General features: G+C 67.6%; 21 protein-coding genes. 12 read left to right on the top strand and 9 right to left on the bottom strand.

Translation table 11 applies throughout. The annotated features are described in order from the left end of the window. Positions 1 to 14: 14 nt before the first annotated feature. Complete coding sequence (locus tag GTH22_RS02185; protein WP_252942908.1) at positions 15 to 800, top strand: TSUP family transporter; 786 nt, start codon at positions 15 to 17, stop codon at positions 798 to 800. Here the strand turns inward: GTH22_RS02185 and GTH22_RS02180 are convergent. Then, a complete protein-coding gene (locus GTH22_RS02180) occupies positions 797 to 1,555 on the bottom strand; it encodes a sulfite exporter TauE/SafE family protein (RefSeq protein WP_252942907.1) in 759 nt (252 codons plus the stop codon). The two genes, GTH22_RS02185 and GTH22_RS02180, sit on opposite strands and share 4 nt — an antisense overlap. 297 nt (positions 1,556 to 1,852) lie before the next feature. Between GTH22_RS02180 and GTH22_RS02175 the strand changes: the two genes are divergently transcribed. The 3 genes from GTH22_RS02175 to GTH22_RS02165 are packed head-to-tail and all read left to right on the top strand — an operon-like array spanning position 1,853 to position 4,415. Then, positions 1,853 to 2,827, top strand: a complete 975-nt coding sequence (locus GTH22_RS02175; RefSeq protein WP_252942906.1) for an ABC transporter substrate-binding protein — start codon at positions 1,853 to 1,855, stop codon at positions 2,825 to 2,827. Then, positions 2,827 to 3,633: an ABC transporter permease gene (locus GTH22_RS02170; protein WP_252942905.1), complete on the top strand. Its 807-nt coding sequence runs from the start codon at positions 2,827 to 2,829 to the stop codon at positions 3,631 to 3,633. The genes GTH22_RS02175 and GTH22_RS02170 overlap by 1 nt, the downstream gene beginning before the upstream one ends. Positions 3,634 to 3,644: 11 nt before the next feature. Beyond that, positions 3,645 to 4,415, top strand: a complete 771-nt coding sequence (locus GTH22_RS02165; RefSeq protein ID WP_252942904.1) for an ABC transporter ATP-binding protein — start codon at positions 3,645 to 3,647, stop codon at positions 4,413 to 4,415. A gap of 202 nt (positions 4,416 to 4,617) precedes the next feature. Here the strand turns inward: GTH22_RS02165 and GTH22_RS02160 are convergent, their stop codons facing one another. Genes GTH22_RS02160 through GTH22_RS02140 form a run of 5 tightly spaced genes read right to left on the bottom strand, consistent with a single transcriptional unit; the run spans position 4,618 to position 7,904 of the window. After that, a complete protein-coding gene (locus GTH22_RS02160; RefSeq protein WP_252942903.1) occupies positions 4,618 to 5,457 on the bottom strand; it encodes a protocatechuate 3,4-dioxygenase in 840 nt (279 codons plus the stop codon). Next, positions 5,457 to 5,834 carry a hypothetical protein gene (locus GTH22_RS02155; RefSeq protein ID WP_252942902.1) on the bottom strand — a complete coding sequence of 126 codons (378 nt, stop codon included), beginning with the start codon at positions 5,832 to 5,834 and terminating at the stop codon, positions 5,457 to 5,459. Before GTH22_RS02155 ends, GTH22_RS02160 begins: the two co-directional genes overlap by 1 nt. Then, a complete protein-coding gene (locus GTH22_RS02150; protein WP_252942901.1) occupies positions 5,831 to 6,637 on the bottom strand; it encodes an alpha/beta fold hydrolase in 807 nt (268 codons plus the stop codon). The genes GTH22_RS02155 and GTH22_RS02150 overlap by 4 nt, the downstream gene beginning before the upstream one ends. Beyond that, complete coding sequence (locus tag GTH22_RS02145; RefSeq protein ID WP_252942900.1) at positions 6,634 to 7,101, bottom strand: nuclear transport factor 2 family protein; 468 nt, start codon at positions 7,099 to 7,101, stop codon at positions 6,634 to 6,636. The genes GTH22_RS02150 and GTH22_RS02145 overlap by 4 nt, the downstream gene beginning before the upstream one ends. Next, positions 7,098 to 7,904, bottom strand: coding sequence for a helix-turn-helix domain-containing protein (locus GTH22_RS02140; RefSeq protein ID WP_252942899.1), 807 nt, complete (start codon positions 7,902 to 7,904; stop codon positions 7,098 to 7,100). Before GTH22_RS02140 ends, GTH22_RS02145 begins: the two co-directional genes overlap by 4 nt. A gap of 80 nt (positions 7,905 to 7,984) precedes the next feature. Here GTH22_RS02140 and GTH22_RS02135 point away from each other — a divergent pair, with 80 nt between their 5' ends. Then, a complete protein-coding gene (locus GTH22_RS02135; protein WP_252942898.1) occupies positions 7,985 to 8,962 on the top strand; it encodes a fumarylacetoacetate hydrolase family protein in 978 nt (325 codons plus the stop codon). 43 nt (positions 8,963 to 9,005) lie between these two features. Here GTH22_RS02135 and GTH22_RS02130 read toward each other — a convergent pair whose 3' ends face one another. Continuing rightward, positions 9,006 to 9,329 (bottom strand): 2Fe-2S iron-sulfur cluster-binding protein, encoded by a 324-nt coding sequence (locus GTH22_RS02130; RefSeq protein WP_252942897.1) that lies wholly within the window; start codon positions 9,327 to 9,329, stop codon positions 9,006 to 9,008. Next, positions 9,326 to 10,507, bottom strand: coding sequence for a cytochrome P450 (locus GTH22_RS02125; protein WP_252942896.1), 1,182 nt, complete (start codon positions 10,505 to 10,507; stop codon positions 9,326 to 9,328). Before GTH22_RS02125 ends, GTH22_RS02130 begins: the two co-directional genes overlap by 4 nt. Positions 10,508 to 10,588: 81 nt before the next feature. Between GTH22_RS02125 and GTH22_RS02120 the strand changes: the two genes are divergently transcribed. Beyond that, positions 10,589 to 11,518 (top strand): LysR family transcriptional regulator, encoded by a 930-nt coding sequence (locus GTH22_RS02120; protein WP_252942895.1) that lies wholly within the window; start codon positions 10,589 to 10,591, stop codon positions 11,516 to 11,518. Between the two features lies 1 nt (position 11,519). On the opposite strand, the gene GTH22_RS02115 is transcribed toward GTH22_RS02120, so the two are convergent. Continuing rightward, entirely contained in the window at positions 11,520 to 12,455 is a 936-nt protein-coding gene (locus tag GTH22_RS02115; protein WP_252942894.1) for a LysR family transcriptional regulator, read from the bottom strand. Positions 12,456 to 12,637: 182 nt separating this feature from the next. Here GTH22_RS02115 and GTH22_RS02110 point away from each other — a divergent pair, with 182 nt between their 5' ends. The 6 genes from GTH22_RS02110 to GTH22_RS02085 all read left to right on the top strand — a co-directional run bounded on the left by GTH22_RS02110 (position 12,638) and on the right by GTH22_RS02085 (position 18,306). After that, positions 12,638 to 14,044 (top strand): aldehyde dehydrogenase family protein, encoded by a 1,407-nt coding sequence (locus GTH22_RS02110; protein ID WP_252942893.1) that lies wholly within the window; start codon positions 12,638 to 12,640, stop codon positions 14,042 to 14,044. 91 nt (positions 14,045 to 14,135) lie between these two features. Continuing rightward, on the top strand, positions 14,136 to 14,519 hold the full coding sequence (locus GTH22_RS02105; protein ID WP_252942892.1) for a carboxymuconolactone decarboxylase family protein: 384 nt from the start codon (positions 14,136 to 14,138) through the stop codon (positions 14,517 to 14,519). Beyond that, on the top strand, positions 14,516 to 15,400 hold the full coding sequence (locus GTH22_RS02100; RefSeq protein WP_252942891.1) for an NAD(P)-dependent oxidoreductase: 885 nt from the start codon (positions 14,516 to 14,518) through the stop codon (positions 15,398 to 15,400). Before GTH22_RS02105 ends, GTH22_RS02100 begins: the two co-directional genes overlap by 4 nt. 58 nt (positions 15,401 to 15,458) lie before the next feature. Further along, complete coding sequence (locus tag GTH22_RS02095; protein WP_252942890.1) at positions 15,459 to 16,487, top strand: TRAP transporter substrate-binding protein; 1,029 nt, start codon at positions 15,459 to 15,461, stop codon at positions 16,485 to 16,487. After that, positions 16,484 to 17,017 carry a TRAP transporter small permease gene (locus GTH22_RS02090; RefSeq protein WP_252942889.1) on the top strand — a complete coding sequence of 178 codons (534 nt, stop codon included), beginning with the start codon at positions 16,484 to 16,486 and terminating at the stop codon, positions 17,015 to 17,017. Before GTH22_RS02095 ends, GTH22_RS02090 begins: the two co-directional genes overlap by 4 nt. Then, the gene (locus GTH22_RS02085; RefSeq protein WP_252942888.1) at positions 17,014 to 18,306 is read left to right on the top strand and encodes a TRAP transporter large permease; all 1,293 of its coding nucleotides are present in this window, start codon (positions 17,014 to 17,016) and stop codon (positions 18,304 to 18,306) included. Before GTH22_RS02090 ends, GTH22_RS02085 begins: the two co-directional genes overlap by 4 nt. Positions 18,307 to 18,366 lie beyond the last annotated feature (60 nt).

Raw genomic sequence — 18,366 nt, 5'->3', positions numbered from 1 at the left:
TCTTCGGCCCTCCCGTGATCTTCGGCATCACTCCTTTCGACGCGCTCACGCCCCTGCAGATCACCTTGCTGGTCAGTGTCTACGCGGCGGCCTTCTTCGTGAAGGGCGTCTTCGGCTACGGAGCGGTGCCGTTCCTGATCGTGGTCGGCTCCTTTCTGGTGGAGCCGCATCAGGCCGTTGTGCTCGCCGCGCTCTGCAACCTGATGCTGCACTTGCCCTACATGCCCGACGGGCTGAAGTACGGGCAGCGCGACCTGACGCTCCGGATGGGGGTGTTCCTGCTGCCGGCCATCGCCTTCGGGGTCTGGGTGTTCAGCCGGATCGACGGGGCGTCGCTGGGGATGCTTGCGGGCGGTGTCATCATGTTTTCGGTGATCGCGGATGCGCGCGGGCTGCTCGATCCGCTGGCTCCTTGGGTGCGCAGCCACAAGCGGCTCGCGGCGCCGGTCTTTGGTGTTGTGGCCGGGTTGATCTCGGGGATCATCGGGGCGGGCGCGGTGGCCTTCATCTCGCTTTTCGTGCGGATCTTCGCGCCTGACCGATACAGCTTTCGCGGCACGATCATCCTTGTGACGGCGGTGATCCTTGTATGGCGCACCACCATGCTCTCGGTCTCCGGCCATGTGACCCTGACGGTGTTCTGCGAGGCGCTGCTGCTGCTGCCCGGCGGCATGGTCTGCGGGTTCATCGGGGCGCGGGTGGCGCGAGGGATGACGGACACGCTGTTCTTTCAGGCCTACCGGGTGATGCTGGTGGTCGGGGCGGCGCTGATGTTTCTGCGCAGCGCCTTTGCCACCTAGCCGGCAACGAGCGCGCCCACCGCCCGCCACAGGAGCGCGCCCGCCGTCCAGCCCAGCACCAGCAGCACGAGACGGTCGAAGAGCACCGGGTCGACCCGGCGCGCGAGGCGATCTCCGAGATAGAGGCCGAGCGCCACCGCGGGCAGGCCGACGATGCCCACGAGGGCCTCGCTGCCGCCGAGGACGCCGGTGGCCCCCAGCATGGGGATCTGCACGAGGGTGAAGCAGAGGAACATGACGCCCGAGGCCAGAATGAACTGCGGGCGTTGCAGCCCCTGCGCATGGAAGAAGGTGATGCCGATGGGGCCGGAAATGCCGGTGGCCCCGTGCAGCATGCCCGCCGCCAGCCCGACCGGCAGCGCCCCTGCCCTCGCCCTGCGGCCGGAGAGCGCCCAGCCCGGCTGGGCCACGCGAAAGACGATATAGGCGACCAGCATCGCCGCGAGGGCCAGCTCCAGCACCACTTCTGCCACGGATACGAGGATGATCGTGCCCAACGCCGTGCCCAGCGCCCCGGCGCAGACGAAGGGCAGAAGCACCGGCCAGATGCCCTCTGTCCGGCGATAGAGCCAGACCTGCCAGAGGTTGGCGGCGGCGACAGGGATGCTGACCATGGCCAGCGCCGTGGGCAGGCCGAAGACCAGCGTCAGTCCGGGGATCGCCACCATGGGGAGGCCGATTCCGAGCAGGCCCTTGATGGTCGCCCCCGCGGTGAGAAGGCAGGAGGCAATGAGGACGGCGAGGGGATCAATCATGACTTTGCCATCTCGAAAAGTGTGACAATCTTGGATTCCAGGGCGAGGAATGCTGCAATTGCGAAAGCGCGAATTGCGGAAAACCCCTTATAATCCGCAAACCTCACACCCATGATCGCTTTCGCAGCACAGATTGTACCACAATACACACCGCACCCTCCAGATTGACACACATTTAAATTGACAATTTTGATATATTGCCCCTAAAGTGTTAGCGCAATGACCAAGATGTTCCCATCCTGATGCGCCTTGTGGCGATTGGTGACAGGGCAGGACGGTCAGCAATGGGAGGACTACATGACTCAATACAGCATAATTGCGCTGGCTGCGGCCGCGCTTTCAATCGGCGCACCTGCGATGGCGCAGGACACGCCCACCGAAGTGTCCATCGTGGTGTTCGGCCCGCCCTCGCTCGGGGCCTTCCTGCCGCCGGTGATCAAGGCGCAGGGGTTCGATACGGCCAATGGCCTCGACATCACCTTCGAGGAGCGCACACCCGACGCCTATGCGGCGCAGTTCAACTCCGGTGAGTTCAAGGTTGGTGGCAGCGCCGCCCTGCTCACCGTCGGACTGGCCGAAGCGCGCGGTGTAGAGGCGACCTACCTCTTCAACCTGTTCAACTACTGGGGCGCGGTGGTGACCACCCGCGACGACGTGCAGACCCTTGCCGACCTGCAGGGCAAGGACCTTGCCGCCGCGACCGGAACCACCAACTACCAGATGTTCCGCTGGCTCGCCGGGCAGCAGGGCGTCGACCTGTCGAAGGTGACGGCCGTGAACACCGCGCCTCCGGGCCTCGTGGGCTATGCGATGGCCGACCGCGCCGCCGCCGTCCAGCTCTGGGAGCCGGCCTTCACCTCGCTTTCGGCACAGAACCCGGCGATCCGCTCGATCGACCTCAACATCACCAGCGCCTGGGAAGACTTCGCCGGCTCCGATGATATTCCCTACCTCGGCGTGGCTGCGCATACCTCCTGGGTTGCCGAAAACCCCGAAACGGTTCAGGCGCTCTACGCCGCCTATAGCGAAGCCGCCGAGTGGGTCACCGCGAACCCCGAAGAGGCCGCGACCATCATCGCACGGGACGGCACAGAGGACGTGAAAACCAACTACGTCAACCTGATCGAGCAGAATGATCGGCTGGGGCTGAACGTGGCGATGGCGTCGGATCTCGTCGAGGAGATCAGGAGCGTCTACAAGGTTGGCGTCGAGCTGGAATACCTGCCGAAGATGCCCACCGACGCAACCATCTACTCCGGTGAGGGCAACTGATGACCGACGTTACGCCGGGACAGCACCCCTACGCCGGTCCGGCCTTCGGAGCGGCGCGGCGGATCTTCTGGATCGCCGCGCCCTTCGTGCTGATCGCCGCCGCATGGCAGATCGCTGCGGCGTTCTTTCCGCCGTTCCTGTTTCCATCGCTGATCGATGTCTTTGCCCGGGTCTGGGAGATCCTGACGACCTGGTCGCAGTTCTCCAGCGTTCTGGCCACGGCCCTGCGCATTTTGGGCGGTCTTGCCGGGGCCTTCGTGATCGGCGCGATCCTCGGCATCACGATCACCAACTTCCGCATTGCCGACAAGCTGCTGACGCCCACACTCACCTTCTTTCAGGGCATCCCTGCCCTGTCCTGGGTGGTGTTTGCGATCATCTGGTTCCACGGGGTCGAGTTTCGCATCATCTTCATCATGATCATGACCACCCTGCCCGCCTTCACCTTCCAGACGGTCGGTGCGCTGCGGGGCATGGACAAGGATCTGTCGGAGATGGTGATGAGCTTCCGGCCCGGCCGGGTGAAATACTTCACCTCGATGGTGCTGCCCGCCGTGCTGCCCGAGATGCTGACGGCCTGGAAGGTCAACCTCGGAAATGCCAGCCGCGTGGTCGTGGTGGCAGAGCTCGTCGGCTCCTCCGGCGGTGTCGGCTACCAGCTGCTCCAGCAGCAGCAGTTGTTCGACATGGCCGGTGCCCTGGCCTGGACCTTGCAGCTCGTCTTTTTCGTCCTGCTGTTCCAGTGGGTTCTTTCCCTCATCGAGCGCGCCGCTTTCCGCTACCGCGCCATTTCAGAGCGCCACTGATGGAGACCGCAATGAACATCCGCGACGCAGCCCCCACGGAAACTGCCAGCCTCGAAACCGAGATCAGCTTCACCAATGTCAGCAAGCGTTTCGGCGCGCTGACGGCGGTGGACGACCTCAGCATCGAGATCGGCAAGGGGCAGCTCGTGGCGCTGCTCGGCAAGACCGGCTGCGGCAAATCCACCATGTTCAACATGATCTCGGGGCTCACCTCGCCCACCGAAGGCACCGTCGAGGTGATGGGCCGCGCGCCCTTCGCCAACTTCGACTGGTATCGCGGCAAGATGGCGATCGTGTTTCAGAACGACAGGCTGCTGCCCTGGCGCACCGCGGTCGACAATGTCGAGCTGGGGCTGGAGATGCTGAGCATCTCCAAGGCCGAGCGGCGCGAGAAGGCGCTGTACTGGCTGCACAAGCTGGGGCTGGAGGGGCATGAGAACGACTACCCCCATGCGCTCAGCGGCGGCATGCGCCAGCGGGTCTCGATCAGCCGGGCCTTCGCGACGGATGCCCCGCTGCTGCTCTGCGACGAGCCGTTCTCGGCGCTCGACGAGATGACCTCGAAGCGGCTGCGCACCGAGTTCGCCCGGCTGGTTCGGGAGAACAACAAGACGGCGGTGTTCATCACCCATTCGATCCAGGAAGCCTTCGACATCGGCGACCGGATCGTGGTGCTCAAGCGCCCTGCCGAGATTGCGCATGACATCCGCATCTCGCGCGAGACCGCGCCGGCGGAGCTGGACGAGATCCGCGAGACGATCCTGCGGTCGCTTTCGGCCTGAGTGGCCCCCGATCTGGCGGGCAGCCCCCGCCAGATCACCGCTGCGCGCCGGGTGAAGCGTGTATTTTTCCTTACCGGCGGTGCCTGCGACAACGGCAGGGCCTGCACCGGCCCGGGCGGAAGGCCCACCTGCACGGGTTCGGAGAGCCGGAGCCGTGTCCTGAGGGCGCGGCTCTGCGGTGACTGCCGCCCTGCCCGGCCGTCTAGCCCTGCTCCTCATAGACCACGACACCGCAGCCCGTGACCGCGGGAAAGGTATGGTAGGTGTAGACTTCCGCGACCTCTTCGGAGAGCGCGGCCCGCATCGCGAACCAGATCGCCAGTTCCGAGGCCTCCGTGCCCCCCAGCCGCATGAAGTCTTCCTGCGGGGTGTCGACCAGCATCTGCGGGTCGTTTCGCAGGTGGCGCAGGAACCACCTGTCGAGGCCTTCGTTGGCGATGCCGAAGCGGGCACCGCTGATCTGGTGCGACATGCCGCCGGTGCCGACCACCACGACCCGCTCGTCGCCGGGCATCTCGCGCAACGCGGTGCCGATGGCCCGGCCCAGATCCCAGAGCCGCTGGCTGGTGGGGATCGGGTGGCGCACCATGTTCACCGCCAGCGGGCAGACCGGCACCTGCCACGGTGCATCGAGCAGGTAGGGCAGCCAGGAGTATATGCCGTGATCGACCGAGAGGTCCTGGCAGACCGTCAGGTCGAAGCCGCCGCGCACGAGGCGTTCGGTCATGTGCAGCGACATGGCGGTGTCGCCCGGCAGGTCCGGGTAGGGGCGCGGCCCCCAGCCCTCGTCGGCCTGCGGGTAGGTGTCGGAAACGCCGATAGCGAGGGTTGGACAGGCAGAGAAGTCGAAGTGGTTGAGGTGGTCGTTGTAGACGATCATCAACCGGTCCGGCGCCATTCTGTCGAGCCAGTCCTTCACCGGCCGGGTGCCGTCGAACCATGGCTTCCAATGCGGCGCCCAGTCGCCCGCGATGCCCTTGTCGAACTCCAGCCCCATCGAGGGGGTGTGCGAAATGCCGAAGCCGCCGACGATGCGCGCCATCAGCCCTCCTCCCCCGGTATGGCGCTGATCCTGCGCGGGCAAATGGCCATCAACTCCTCCACGGTCATCCCGGAGTTATGCGCGCCGATGTGCCAGAGGTTCTGCCCCACGGTCGCGGCCACCTTGAGCATGGCCTGAAGGTGGCCACCCGCCGCGATGAGCGCGGTCCAGTCGCGGGAAAGAACATGGGCGATCTCGGTGTCTGAAAGCCCGTGGCGGCCCATGTATCCCGCCTCATCGGCGAGGAAGGCCTCGCGGTTGTGCGCCCGCCTCAGCGACAGGCCGAAGGCGGTGAGCCGGTGGCCCTTCAGCGCCATCTCGGCTGTGTAGACATAGGTGCCCGGCGGATCGAGCGTGAGGTCCATCGAGTTGCTCATGGCTGGGTCTCCTCCTCTGGGGTGCCGTGGGTGGCGAGAAATTGTGCGAGGGCGGTGTTGAAGGTCTCGGGGGCTTCGAGGTTCACCATGTGGCCCGCACCTGCGATGCGCGTGAGGCGGGCCGTGGGGATCTCGCGGGCGAGCGTGGCGGCGATGTCGCGGTAGCCCTGCAGGTCGCGGTCGCCGGAGATTACCAGGGTGGGCACGGACAGGTCGGCCAGCGCACCGGCATCCGCGATCCGCGCCGCGCGACCGGGCGCGCGCCAGTGCCAGAGCGCGTAGTCCGCGACCTGCCGGTGGACCGAGGCGCGGGCTTCGGGTGCGTCGGCGAGCGAGGCAAAGAGCGGGTGGGCGAGCCAGAAGGCGCGTGCAGCCTCCGGCCCCTGGGCTTGCGCGACCTGAAGGGCTTCTTCGGGCGGGCGCGGTGCGCCGCCCCAGTCGTGCCCCGCAAGGCCGCTGGAGGCCAGGACGAGACCGGCCACGCGCTCCGGGTGGCTGGCCGCATAAGCGCGGGCCACATTGGCCCCGAGCGAAAGGCCGACGAGACTGAAGCGGTCGAGGCCGAGGGCCGCCCTCAGGGCCTCCAGATCGGCCACGTGGTCATAATCGCCCTGCGGCAGGCTGCTTTGCCCGAAGCCGCGCAGATCATAGGCGATGCAGCGGTGCCGCGCGCGGAAGGCGTTCATCTGCGGCTCCCACGACCGATGATCGAGCGAGAACCCGTGGAGGAAGACCACGGGCGCTCCGGCGCCCTGATCTTCAACCGCGAGCCAGCCGCCGGGAACCTCGATGCGCCGGGTCATTGCTGCGCCTCGCTGCCGGTCGCCACCGGAGCGGCAATCTCTGGATTGCGGAAGATGGGCGTGATGATGCGCCGGGAGATACGCCAGCCTTCGGGGGTGCGGAGGCAGTCGTCTTCCACATCGGCCACGAGAAAGGGCGTGCAGCCCGACACAGGCAGCGGCCCCGCGCCTGCGAAGGTGAGCCAGGTGCTGCGAACCCGCGCCGTGTCTGCCCCGGTGAAGGCAATGTCGAGCCCGCTCATCAGGTGGCGCGAGACCCGGCCCGCCGCCGCCCGCGCCTCGAAGAAGTCGCGCAGCGCCGCGTGGCCCTGAAGCACCCGCCCGCCGCTGCGGTAATCCACATCCTCGGTGAAGATCGCCAGAAACTGCTCCACAGTGCCGCCGTCCAGCGCGCGGGCGAATTGCAGGTTCAGCGCCTCGATCTCGTGACGGTCGAGGATTTGTTGCAGTGCGGCTTCGGTCATTCGGTTTGCCCTTCGATCTCGGAGACGCGCCCGGCCTCTTGTGCCAGCGCCTTCAGGCGGCGCACCAGCGGCAGGGGGTCCGGCACGGCGCGCAGGAAATGGGTGATGCCGAGTGTCGCCACCAGCCGCCCGCCGGAGAAAACGGGCGCGGCCAGTGTCATGGTGTCGGGTTCCAACGCAGGGTCGCGCCGGGCCACGCCGCTGGCGCGCGCCGAGGCCAGCACCGGGGCGATCTCTGCCTGCAACCGCGCCACCGGCCCGGGGTGCTGCCCCTCCGCTACCAGTTCCTCCAGCAGCGGCGCGCGCTCGGCCTCATCGCACCACGTCAGCCAGGCCCTGCCGTGGGCACGGGTGAGCAGGCTGAGGCGGCGGTTGATGGTGGAATGCTTGTGGGCGAGCGGGCTGTTGGAAATGGTCGAGAAGCGCACCACCATCGCCGTCCCCTCGCGAGTGCAGATCGAGGCCGGCCAGCGCAGCTCGGCGGTCAGCGTTTCGGCGGCGGCGCGGGCGGCGGGGAGGATCGCCGGAAGCCCGTGCAGGCCCACCGCGAGGCGCCCTGCGCGCTCGGCAAGGCAATAGCCTGCCCTGTGGGGGAGCCGCGCGGCGTAATTCATGGCGCAGAGGGTTTCGAGCACCCGCACCACCGTGGGCGCCGGGATGGCCGTGGCCTGCGCCAGCTCGCGGACCCGTCGTGCAGGGTGTCGGCTCAACTCCTCGAGGATTGCCATGGTCTTTTGCACCGACTTGAGCGGCGCATAGCACCCCGATGCCGGTGCTGCGGGGGCGGCGGGGGATTTCAACATGTGAAACGCCCCGCCGTCCCCGCCCGCGCGGGCGCCGGCCCACCTAAGCTGGGCGACGAAACCGCATGGAGGAGACCGGAATGAAACTTGCAACTGCCCATCTCGAGGGCCAGCCCAACCGCCTGTGGCGCGACATGGGCGAGGACCGCGCGCTTGATGTGACCTCCGCGCTGCCGGACGTGCCGCTGCGCGACCTCGGCGAGCTGCTGGAGGCGGCGCAGGACGACCCTGCCCTGCTGGACCGTGTCGCCGCGCTCACCGGTGAAACCGTGGCGCAAGCGGCGCTGATCTACGCGCCCCCGGTGCGGCGGCCCTCCAAGATCCTCGGTGTCGCCTTCAACAACCGCGAACTGATGAAGACCGCGCACCACGACCCGGGCGTGCCCAACTTCTTTCTCAAGCCGCCCTCCTGCCTCATCGGTCACGGCGGCACCATCGAGGTCGCCCCCGACTGGGGCCCGACCATCCCCGAGCCCGAGATCTGCGCGATCATCGGCAAGCGCGCCTCGCGGATCTCCGAGGCCGAGGCGCTCGATCATGTCTTCGGCTGGACCATCCTCAACGATGTCACGTCGCACGGGCTGAAGTTCGGCAAGGATTCCATCGCCGTCACCTATGCCCCCGACCTCGCGCATCCCGAGTTCTACAAGTGGCGCAACCTGCAAGGCCCCGAAGACCGCGATGTCTTCTACGTCTATCACACCCGCTCCAAGGGCACCGACACCTTCGGCCCCGTCGGCCCCTGGGTGACACCTGCCGCCGAGGTGCCCGACCCCAACGCGCTCGCCGTGGTGGCCGACATCGACGGCGAGGTCTTTGCCCGCGACAACACCGGCAACTACCGCTTCCGCGTCGAGACCTGCATCGCCGAGGCCAGCCGCTACTTCACACTGGAGCCGGGCGACATGATCTCCTTCGGCACCACCGGCAAGGGCGAAGGGCGCTTTCCGCGCGGACACAAGAGCCTGCTTCTGAACAAGGTAACCGGGCGCATCGGGATCACGGTCGAAGGCCTCGGACGGCTGGAAAACGATGTCTCGCATATCGCGGCTCCCTGATCGGAGAAGGATGGCGGGGCGCGGCCTGCGTCCCGCCAATGGCTCAAAGTTGCGTATCGGGCAGCGTCACCACCGCGCCCTCGGGCAGGTCGGCCACCCGTACCTGGCAGGACAGTCGGCTGGCGGCCGTGGCCTCGACGGCGGCAAACTCCAGCATGCCCTCCTCGTGCTCGTCAGCAGGCTCCAGGGCAGCCTGCGCCGCCTCGTCGACGAAGACATGGCAGGTGGCACAGGCCGCGGTGCCGCCGCATTCGGCCACGATCCCGTCGATGCCGGCATCGCGGATCGCCTCCATCAGCGAGGTCGACGGATCGGCCTCGACGGCGCGGCTTTCGCCTGCGGGGGTGATGACGGTGAGCTTGGTCATTTCGGGCTCCATATGGCTGGCAGGGAAAGCGGGCCGCGAAAGACCCAGCCCCCCATGCGGGGCGGATTTTGGGGATCGAGGCGCAGCTCCGGCAGGGCGTCGAGCAGCGCGGGCACGGCGATGTCGCCCACCATCGAGCGGGCCATCCAGGTGCCGAGGCAGAAGTGCGGGCCCGAGCCGAAGGCGAGGTGCTGCGCCTTGGGGCGGTTCATGTCAAACCGCCCGGCACTCTCGCCAAAGTGGCTTTCATCGCGGCAGGCCGAGGCGGCGCTGAGGCCGATGGCGGTGCCTGCGGGCAGCACGGTGTCGGAGAGCACGGTTTCGCGCGCCACGCGGCGCGGATACATCCCGATCGGGGCCACCCAGCGCACCGCCTCCTCGAAGGCCTTGCGGCCCAGCGCCGGATCGGCCTTCACCGCCTCGAGCTGCGCCGCATCGGACAGCAGGCCCAGCAGCACCGTGCCGATGGAATCGCGCGGCTCGTTCAGCCCGCCGCCGATGATCACCTTGATATCGGCCCGGATGCGCTCGATCGGCCAGCCCGCGGCCACCATGGCGGAAAGCGCCGAGGGGTTGGGCGCCTTTGCCCAGAGCGCGGCGTGATGGTCGATGGCGGCGTCGATCCCCTCGCTCGCGCGGGCGCAGCGCTCCCACGGCTCGGGCAGGTCGGCGTAGTTGCCGGTGGCGTCGATCAGCGCCTGGCTCCACCACAGCAGGTCGCGCCAGTCGGTTTCGGGGATGCCGATGATCTGCGCCAACGCGCGGGCCGCCATGGGCGCGGCGAAATCGGTGAAGAGGTCGCCCTGCCCCCTTGGCGCGATGTCGCCCACCAGCTCATCAGCGATCTCGCGGAACAGCGGCGACCAGTGGCTCTTGACCATCGGCGGGCTGAAGGACTTCACCAGCACCGCCCGCTCGGAAGCGTGCTCCGCGCCGTCGCGCCGCATCAGCGAGTGGCCCATCGAGCGGATCTGAAGGCTGCGCGGGTCGTTGGCGGGGAAGGTCTCGTCATCGCGCTCGATGGCGATCATGTCATCGAAGCGGGTGATCAGCGCGATATTGGCGGGCGCCAGCCACGCCACCGGCGCCTCCTGCCGCAGCCGCGCGTAGATCGGATAGGGATCGTCGTACATCTCGGCCAGCGACACGTCGTCGATCACAGGCAATGGCCTGGGCATGGTCTCCTCCCTGAAGTCTCCCTTGCCTCCGATCTGCACTGGCCTCATGTATCGAGCAATACGAAGTAGGGGATAAGAGATATGGATGATCTCGATATCATGGGGCTGGACCTCAAGGCGCTGGGCTTGCTCTGCAAGATCCACGAGGCCGGGTCGCTGACGCTCGCCGCAGAGCGGGCGGGCATTGCGCAATCCACCGCCAGCTACACGCTGGAGCGCCTGCGACGGGCCTTTGGCGACAGTCTCTTCCACCGGGCGGCGCGCGGGGTGGTGCCCACGGTGCGCTGCGATGCCATCGTTGCCGCACTGCGCCCCGCGCTCGACGATCTGCGCGAGCTGGGGTCGGAGGGCAGCTTCGACATGGCCCGCGAAACCACGCCCTACACCATCGCCGGCAACTTCTACGAACGCAGCCTGCTGCTGCCGCCGCTGCTCGCCAAGCTCCGTGCCGCCGCGCCACTGATGCCGGTGGCGATGGTGCCTGCCAGCAATGCGCCGCAGCGGATGTTGCAGGACGGGCAATGCGACGTGGCGATCTCGCCGGTGGCGCCGGGCGCGCACAAGCTGCGGGTCGAGCGGCTGTTTCGCGAGCATTACACCTGCTTCGTCGATCCGGCCTCTTCCATCGCCCGCGAGGGGCTGACGCTGGAGCGCTTTGCCACCGGCCAGCACCTGACCATCGCCTATTCCGAGGGCTGGCGGCCGTTCTGGCAGGACGAGATGCTGCGCCTCGGCATCCGCCTCACCCCCGCCGTCACGGTGCCCTCCTTCGGCGGGGCCGAGCGCCTTCTGGCCGGCTCCGACCTGATCCTGACGGCCCCCTCCGGCCTCGCCCGCCTCTTCACCCCCGCGCTGAAGGCGGTGCCCACGCCGTTCGAGTGCAGCTTCGACGTGAACATGATGTGGACCCCCCGGACCGACAACAGCGCCCGCCATCGCCGCATCCGCGAGATGATCCGCGAGGTCGCCAACGACCCGCCGCTGCCGCTGCCCTCTCCGGGCGCAGGATGAGTCAGGCCGCGGCGGAGGGGTCGCGGATTTCGGGGTCGGGCAGTGCCGCCGCGATCTCGCGCATGCGCTGGCGCAACCAGAGATGGGCCGGTGCCCGGTGCGTGCGCCCGGCCCAGGCCATGTGCACCCGGAACGGCGCCTCGAACGGCGCGCGCACGGCAACCACGCGGGGGGCATAGATGCGGGCAAAGCCCTCGGTCGCGGTCAGGATCAGATCGGTGCCGCTCACGATCCTGTCGATCTCGCCGAAGGACGACACCTCGATATGCGGGCGGATCTCCACCCCGAGGCGGGAGAGCTTGGCAAGGTAGTAAGGCCGCCAGTTGGGGGCGGGCCGCACCATGATGTGGCGGGCGCCGGAATAGAGCTGAAGGTCCAGCCCCTCCTCGGCCCAGCGGCTTTGCGGGCAGACGAAGCAGCCGTACCGCTCCGACAGCAGTTCCTCCGAGTAGAGCCCCGAGACCCGCGCTGGCACCGGCGAGATGCAGAGATCACAGTCGTTGCGCTCGAGCTGGGCCAGCCCGTCGCCCACCGCCGAGACGATGGACAGCGTGACGCCGGGCGCTTCCACCGCCAGTTGGCTTACAAGCTGCGGCAGCAGGCTCGCGCGTTCGTAGAAATTGCAGGAGATGGTGAAACGGTCGGTCGCCCGGGCCGGATCGAACCGGGTGGGCACCACCATCTCCTCGTAGTGCTGGATCAGCCGCCGCGCCTCCTCGGCCAGCCAGTCGCACCGCTCGGTGGGGCGAATCCCCCGCCCCAGCCGCACGAACAGCGGGTCCGAAAACACCTCGCGCAGCCGCTCGATGGTGTAGCTCACAGAAGATTGGCTCAGCCCGAGACTGTCAGCGCCCGCGCTGATCGAGCCTTTGTCGTGCACGGTGATCAGCACGCGCAGGCTGTGGAAATCGGCTTTGAGATGCAGGTCGCTGGTCATGGCAAGGCACAAGGTACTCGAAGGTTCAGCCGCCTTTCCATCGAATTCGTCGATACCACAATTCGGCCCCGTCCCGTTGCTCGCGGCCCCTCGCATCGCCCAGAAGGGTGCCTACGGGGCGCATGCTGGAGGGCATGCCCGCCGGCCCCCGGGGCCGGCCACCCCGCAAGGGAGGATACCAGATGACCGATTACCCGATGATCATCGGCGGCGAAACACGCATGGCCGACAGCACGTTCGACGTGACCGACCCGGCCACCGGCGACGTCGCCGGGCAGGCCCCGAACGGCACGCTCGCCGATCTCGAAGATGCCGTGGCCGCCGCCAAGGCCGCCTTTCCGGCCTACGCCGCGCTGCCCGACGAAACCCGCCGCGGCTACTGCTCGCAGATCGCGGCCGCCATCGAGGCCGAGACCGAGGCACTGGCCCAACTCATCACCCGCGAAACCGGCAAACCCCTGCAGGGGCTCGGCTCGCGCTTCGAAGTCGGCGGCGCCTGCGGTTGGGCCGGCTACGCGGCCTCGCTCTCGATGGAGCCGGAGATGATCCAGGACGACAACGAGGGCCGCGTCGCGATGCACCGCAAGCCGGTCGGCGTCGTCGGCTCCATCACGCCGTGGAACTGGCCGATGCTCATCGCCATCTGGCACATCATCCCCGCAGTCCGCTCGGGCAATACCATCGTGGTGAAGCCCTCGCCCATGGCCCCGCTCTCCACGCTGCGGCTGGTCGAGATCATCAACACCATCCTGCCTGCGGGCGTGGTCAACGTGGTCACCGGCCCCGACGAGATCGGCGCCGCCATGTCGGCGCATCCCGACATCGCCAAGATGGTCTTCACCGGCTCCTCGGCCACCGGGGTGAAGGTCATGCGCTCGGCTGCCGACACGCTGAAGAAGCTGACGCTTGAACTTGGCGGCAACGATGCGGGCATCGTCCTGCCCGACGTGGACCCGGCCGAAATCGCCGAGGGCCTCTTCTGGGGCGCCTTCATCAACACCGGCCAGACCTGCGGCGCGCTGAAACGGCTCTACGTGCATGACGATGTCTATGATGCCGTCTGCGACGAGCTGACCAAGCTCACCGCCGCCATGCCGATGGGCTCCGGGCTGGACGAGGCCAACGTGCTCGGCCCGCTGCAAAACCGGATGCAGTTCGACAAGGTCGTGGCGCTGGTCGAAGACGCCAAGGCGCAGGGCGGCCGGGTGCTGACCGGCGGCGCGCCGTCCACCGGCCCGGGCAACTTCTACCCGATCACCCTTGTGGCCGATGTCGACAACGGGGTGCCCCTCGTCGACGAAGAACAGTTCGGCCCCGCCCTGCCGATCATCCGCTACAGCGACATCGACGAGGTGATCGCCCGCGCCAATGACAACCCCAACGGGCTGGGCGGCTCGGTCTGGACCCGGGATCTCGAAAAGGGCCGCGCCCTCGCGCTCCGGCTCGAATGCGGCTCGGTCTGGATCAACGCCCACGGCGCGATCCGCCCCGACGTTCCATTCGGCGGCACCAAGCAATCCGGCCTCGGCGTCGAGTTCGGCCAGGCCGGCCTCGATGAATACTGCGACCGTCAGGTCGTCTTCGGCTGACCCGCCACTCTCCCCGACCGGGCGGCGAAAGCTTGATGCGCCGCCCGGCCCCACCCTACCCACGCCCACCCTATCTACGAAGGACCCCGCGATGAGCGAAAAATCCCCCGAAGTTCTCGGCCTCGACCTGCGCCGCCAGATGTTTGGCGTCGAAGGCGCCGAAGGCCAGACCGAAACCTGCACCGATTTCATGAAGCCCCTGCAGGATATCGTCACCCGCATCTGCTTCGGCGAAGGCTGGCAGCGTGAGGCGCTCGACCTGAAGACCCGCTCGCTGGTGACGCTGGCCATGCTCGCCGCGATGGGCCGCACCCACGAGATCAAGATCCACACCCGGGGCGCCATCGCCAACGGCGTGACCCGCGCCGAGTTTCAGGACCTCTTCCTGCACTCCTACCTCTACTGCGGCATCCCGCTGATGGTGGATGCGATGAAGGCCTGCGAAGAGATCCTCGATGAACTGGAGGTGAAATGATGGTGCGGGTCGGCTTTATCGGCCTCGGCAACATGGGCGCCCCGATGGCAAGCTGCATTGCCGCCAAGGGCTTCGAGCTTACCGTCTACGACACCGACACCGCCCGCGCCGAAGCGCTGGCCGCTAAGATCGGCGCGAAGGCCGCCGCCAGCCCCAAGGCGCTTGGCGAAGCCAGCGACGTGGTCGTCTCCATGCTGCCCACCGGCGCCATCGTCAAATCGGCGGTGCTCGAGGGCGGGCTGGCCGAGGGCCTGTCCGAAGGCGCAGTGATCGTCGACATGACAAGCTCCGTGCCCGCCGTCACCTGCGAGCTGGTCGAGGCACTGAAGCCCATGGGCATCGGCTTCATCGACGCGCCGGTCTCGGGCGCGGTGCCGCGCGCCACCGATGGCACGCTCTCGATCATGGTGGGCTGCGCCGACCCCAGGCACCTTGAAATCGCCCGCCCCGTGCTGGAAGCCATGGGCAACCGGATCTACGAGACCGGCGGACCGGGCACGGGCGATGCGATGAAGGCGCTCAACAACTACGTGGCCGCAGCCGGCTTTGCCGCTGCCTCCGAGGCGATCATCCTTGGCAAGCGCTACGGGCTCGACCCGGCCAAGATGGTGGAGATCTTCAACACCTCCACCGGGCGCAACTTCTCGACCGAGATGACCATTCCCAACGAGGTGGTCCAGGCGCGCTTTGCTTCGGGCTTCCAGCTCGGGCTGCTGGCCAAGGACGTGCACATCGCCGCCGAGCTCTCCACCGAAAGCGGCGCCAACCTGCCGCTGGTCGCCCAGACCGACAAGTGGTGGGACTCGGCGCTCTCGGCCACCGAAGGCACCCTCGATCATACCACCGCTTACCGCCACTGGGAGGAAAAGGCGGGAAGCTGAACGCAAGGGCCGCCCGGTTCGCGTCGGGCGGCATCACACCCAAGGGAGGACTACACCAATGAAACTCGTGAAATCGGGCCTCGCGGCCCTGCTCATCTCCGCCGCCGCCCTGCCGGCCGCCGCCGAGACAAACCTGCTGGTCAACAGCTGGCTGCCGCCGACCCATTCGATGAACACCGGCATCTTCGAGCCGTGGTTCGCCGCAGTCGAAGAGGCCACCGGCGGCGAGGTGAAGATGCGCTTCACCGATGCCTCGCTCGGTGCCCCGCCGCGCCAGTTCGACCTTGCCGTTGACGGCATCGTCGACATCTCCTTCGGCGTCACCGGCTACACGCCGGGCCGCTTCGCCCTGCCCGCCGTCTCCGAGCTGCCCCAGATGGGCACCAGCGGCGAGGCCCTCAGCGTGGCGCTCTGGCGCACCCACCAAGAGTACTTCGCCGAGGCCGGCGAGTTCGACGAGGTGGTTCTGCTCGGCTTCTACTGCAACGGCACCGGCCATATCCTCTCCACCGAGGGCAAGGGCGCCGTCACCTCGATGGACGACTACCGGGGCACCAAGTTCCGCGTTGGCGGCGGCATGGTGCAGGAAATCAACACCACGCTGGGCGGCGTCAACGTGGCCGCGCCCGCGGGCGAGATCTACGAGATCCTCGAACAGGGCGTGGCCGATGGCGTGCTGCTGGCACCCGATGCCTACACCTCCTTCGCCCTGAAGGACGTGATTGCCCATGACACGATCATCCCCGGCGGTTTCTACACCTCGGCCTGGTTCGTGGTGATGAATCGCGCCAGCTGGGATGGCCTCTCGCCCGAGGTGCAGGAGCAGATCATGTCGGTCTCCGGCGAGGCGCTGGCCAAGATGGCAGGCGCCCAGCAGGACGCGGGCGATGCGGCCGCCGTGGAGCAGATGAAGGCCGATGGCGTCGAGATCATCGAGGCCGACGAAGCCTTCATGACCGAGTTCCGCGACACCACCGCCCCGCTGCACGAGGCCTGGATCGCCGCCGCCACCGAGAAAGGCGTCGACGGTCAGGCCGCCTTCGACTTCTTCCGTGCCCAGACCGCGGAGCTCGAGGCGGCTGAATGAGCCACGAGGATGACACCACGCCGGCCCCGGAGCGTCTTCCGGGGCCGGTGACCTGGCTCGACACCGCGGCTGTGGTGATCGCGGGCCTTGTGCTGTTTAGCATGATGTCGATGACCTTTCTCGACGTGCTGGGCCGCTACCTGCTCAACGCCCCTCTCGGCTTTGCCTTCGAGATGACCGAGATCGGCATGGCGGTGCTGGTCTTCGCCGCCCTGCCCTCCGTCACCCTGCGCGGCGCGCATGTGACCGTCGGGCTGTTCGAAACCTTTTTCCGGGGCCGGCTCCGGCTGGTCCGCGACCTTGCCTGGCACCTGGTGATCGCCGCCTGCTTCGCGGGGGCCGCCTGGAAGCTTTCAACGCTGGCCGCCCGCTTCCTGCGCTATGGCGACCGCACCTCCGTGCTGCATCTGCCCGTGGGCTGGATCACCTGGTTCGGGGTGGTCTGCCTCGCCCTTGCGGCGCTGGCCTCTCTCACCCTCGCTGCGCTGCGCCTGCGCCGGTATCTCTCTGTGGACACATCCCCCAAATGATCGCGATCTACGGCTTCGTCGCCCTCTTCGTCCTGCTGTTCTTCGGCCTGCCGCTGGCCTTTTCGCTGAGCGTCGTGGGCTTCGTCGGCTTTGCGATGCTTACCGCGCTTCAGCCTGCGGGCGCGATCTCTGCCCAGATCGTCTGGGACACCCTCAGCTCCTACTCGCTCTCGGTGCTGCCGCTCTTCGTGCTGATGGGCAATCTCGTCAACCACGCCGGGCTGTCGCGCGATCTCTACCGCGCCTCCAACGCCGTGGTCGGACGCTTCAAGGGCGGGCTGGCGATGGCCACCGTCTTCGCCTGCGGCGGTTTTGCCGCGGTGTCCGGCTCCAGCCTTGCGACGGCGGCCACGATGTCTTCCATCGCCCTGCCCTCGATGAAGAAATACGGCTACTCCCCTGCCCTCTCCACCGGCTCCGTGGCGGCGGGCGGCACGCTGGGCATCCTCATCCCGCCCTCTGTGATCATGGTGATCTACGGCACCATGACGCAGACCGGCGTGGGCCAGCTCTTCATTGCCGGCGTGCTGCCCGGCCTGCTGGGCATCGCGCTCTACGCGCTGGCGGTGCGTGCGGTGGTCTGGCGTGTGCCGTCCGCCGGGCCTGCGGGCGAGGCGCTGCCCTTCGGCCAGACCATGCGCGAGATCGGCCGCGTTTGGCAGGTCCTGCTGCTCTTCGCGCTGGTGATCGGCGGCATCTACCTCGGCGTCTTCACCGCCACGGAGGCTGCCGGGGTCGGTGCGGCGGGCGCCTTCGTGATCGCGCTCGCCAAGCGCACCCTCGACGCCGCCGCGCTTTTCCGCATCTTCGCCGAAACCGTGCGCACCTCCGCCATGCTGATGGCGGTGCTGGTGGGGGCGCTGATCTTCTCGGGCTTCATCAACATGGCCGGTGCCCCGCGCATGATCACCGAGGCGATCCGCGCCACCGGCCTCGGCCCCACCGGCGTGCTCATGCTGCTGATCGTCTTCTACCTCATCCTCGGCTGCGTCTTCGACAGCCTCGCGATGATCCTGCTGACGGTGCCGGTGGTCTTTCCGCTGGTGCAGGAAATGGGCTACGACCCGATCTGGTTCGGCATCCTTCTGGTGGTGGTGGTCGAAATCAGCCTGATCACCCCGCCGATCGGGATGAACATCTTCATCATCCGCTCGGTGAACCCCGAAATCCCCACCACGACCATCTTCAAGGGCGTTCTGCCCTTCGTCGCGGCGGATGTGCTGCGCCTCGCCCTTATCCTGTTGTTCCCGGCGCTGGTCCTGTTCCTGCCGGAGCAGATGGCGAATTAGGCGGGGAGCGGTCGCGCGCGTTCGCTCGAAAAACGGGCGCGCCCCCGCTGCCGGGGCAAT

It is taken from the genome of Oceanicola sp. 502str15, assembly GCF_024105635.1.
In the GTDB taxonomy this organism is placed as follows: domain Bacteria; phylum Pseudomonadota; class Alphaproteobacteria; order Rhodobacterales; family Rhodobacteraceae; genus Vannielia.
The sequence above is the reverse complement of the archived record's forward strand: the minus strand, read 5'-3'. Positions and strand labels throughout refer to the sequence as shown.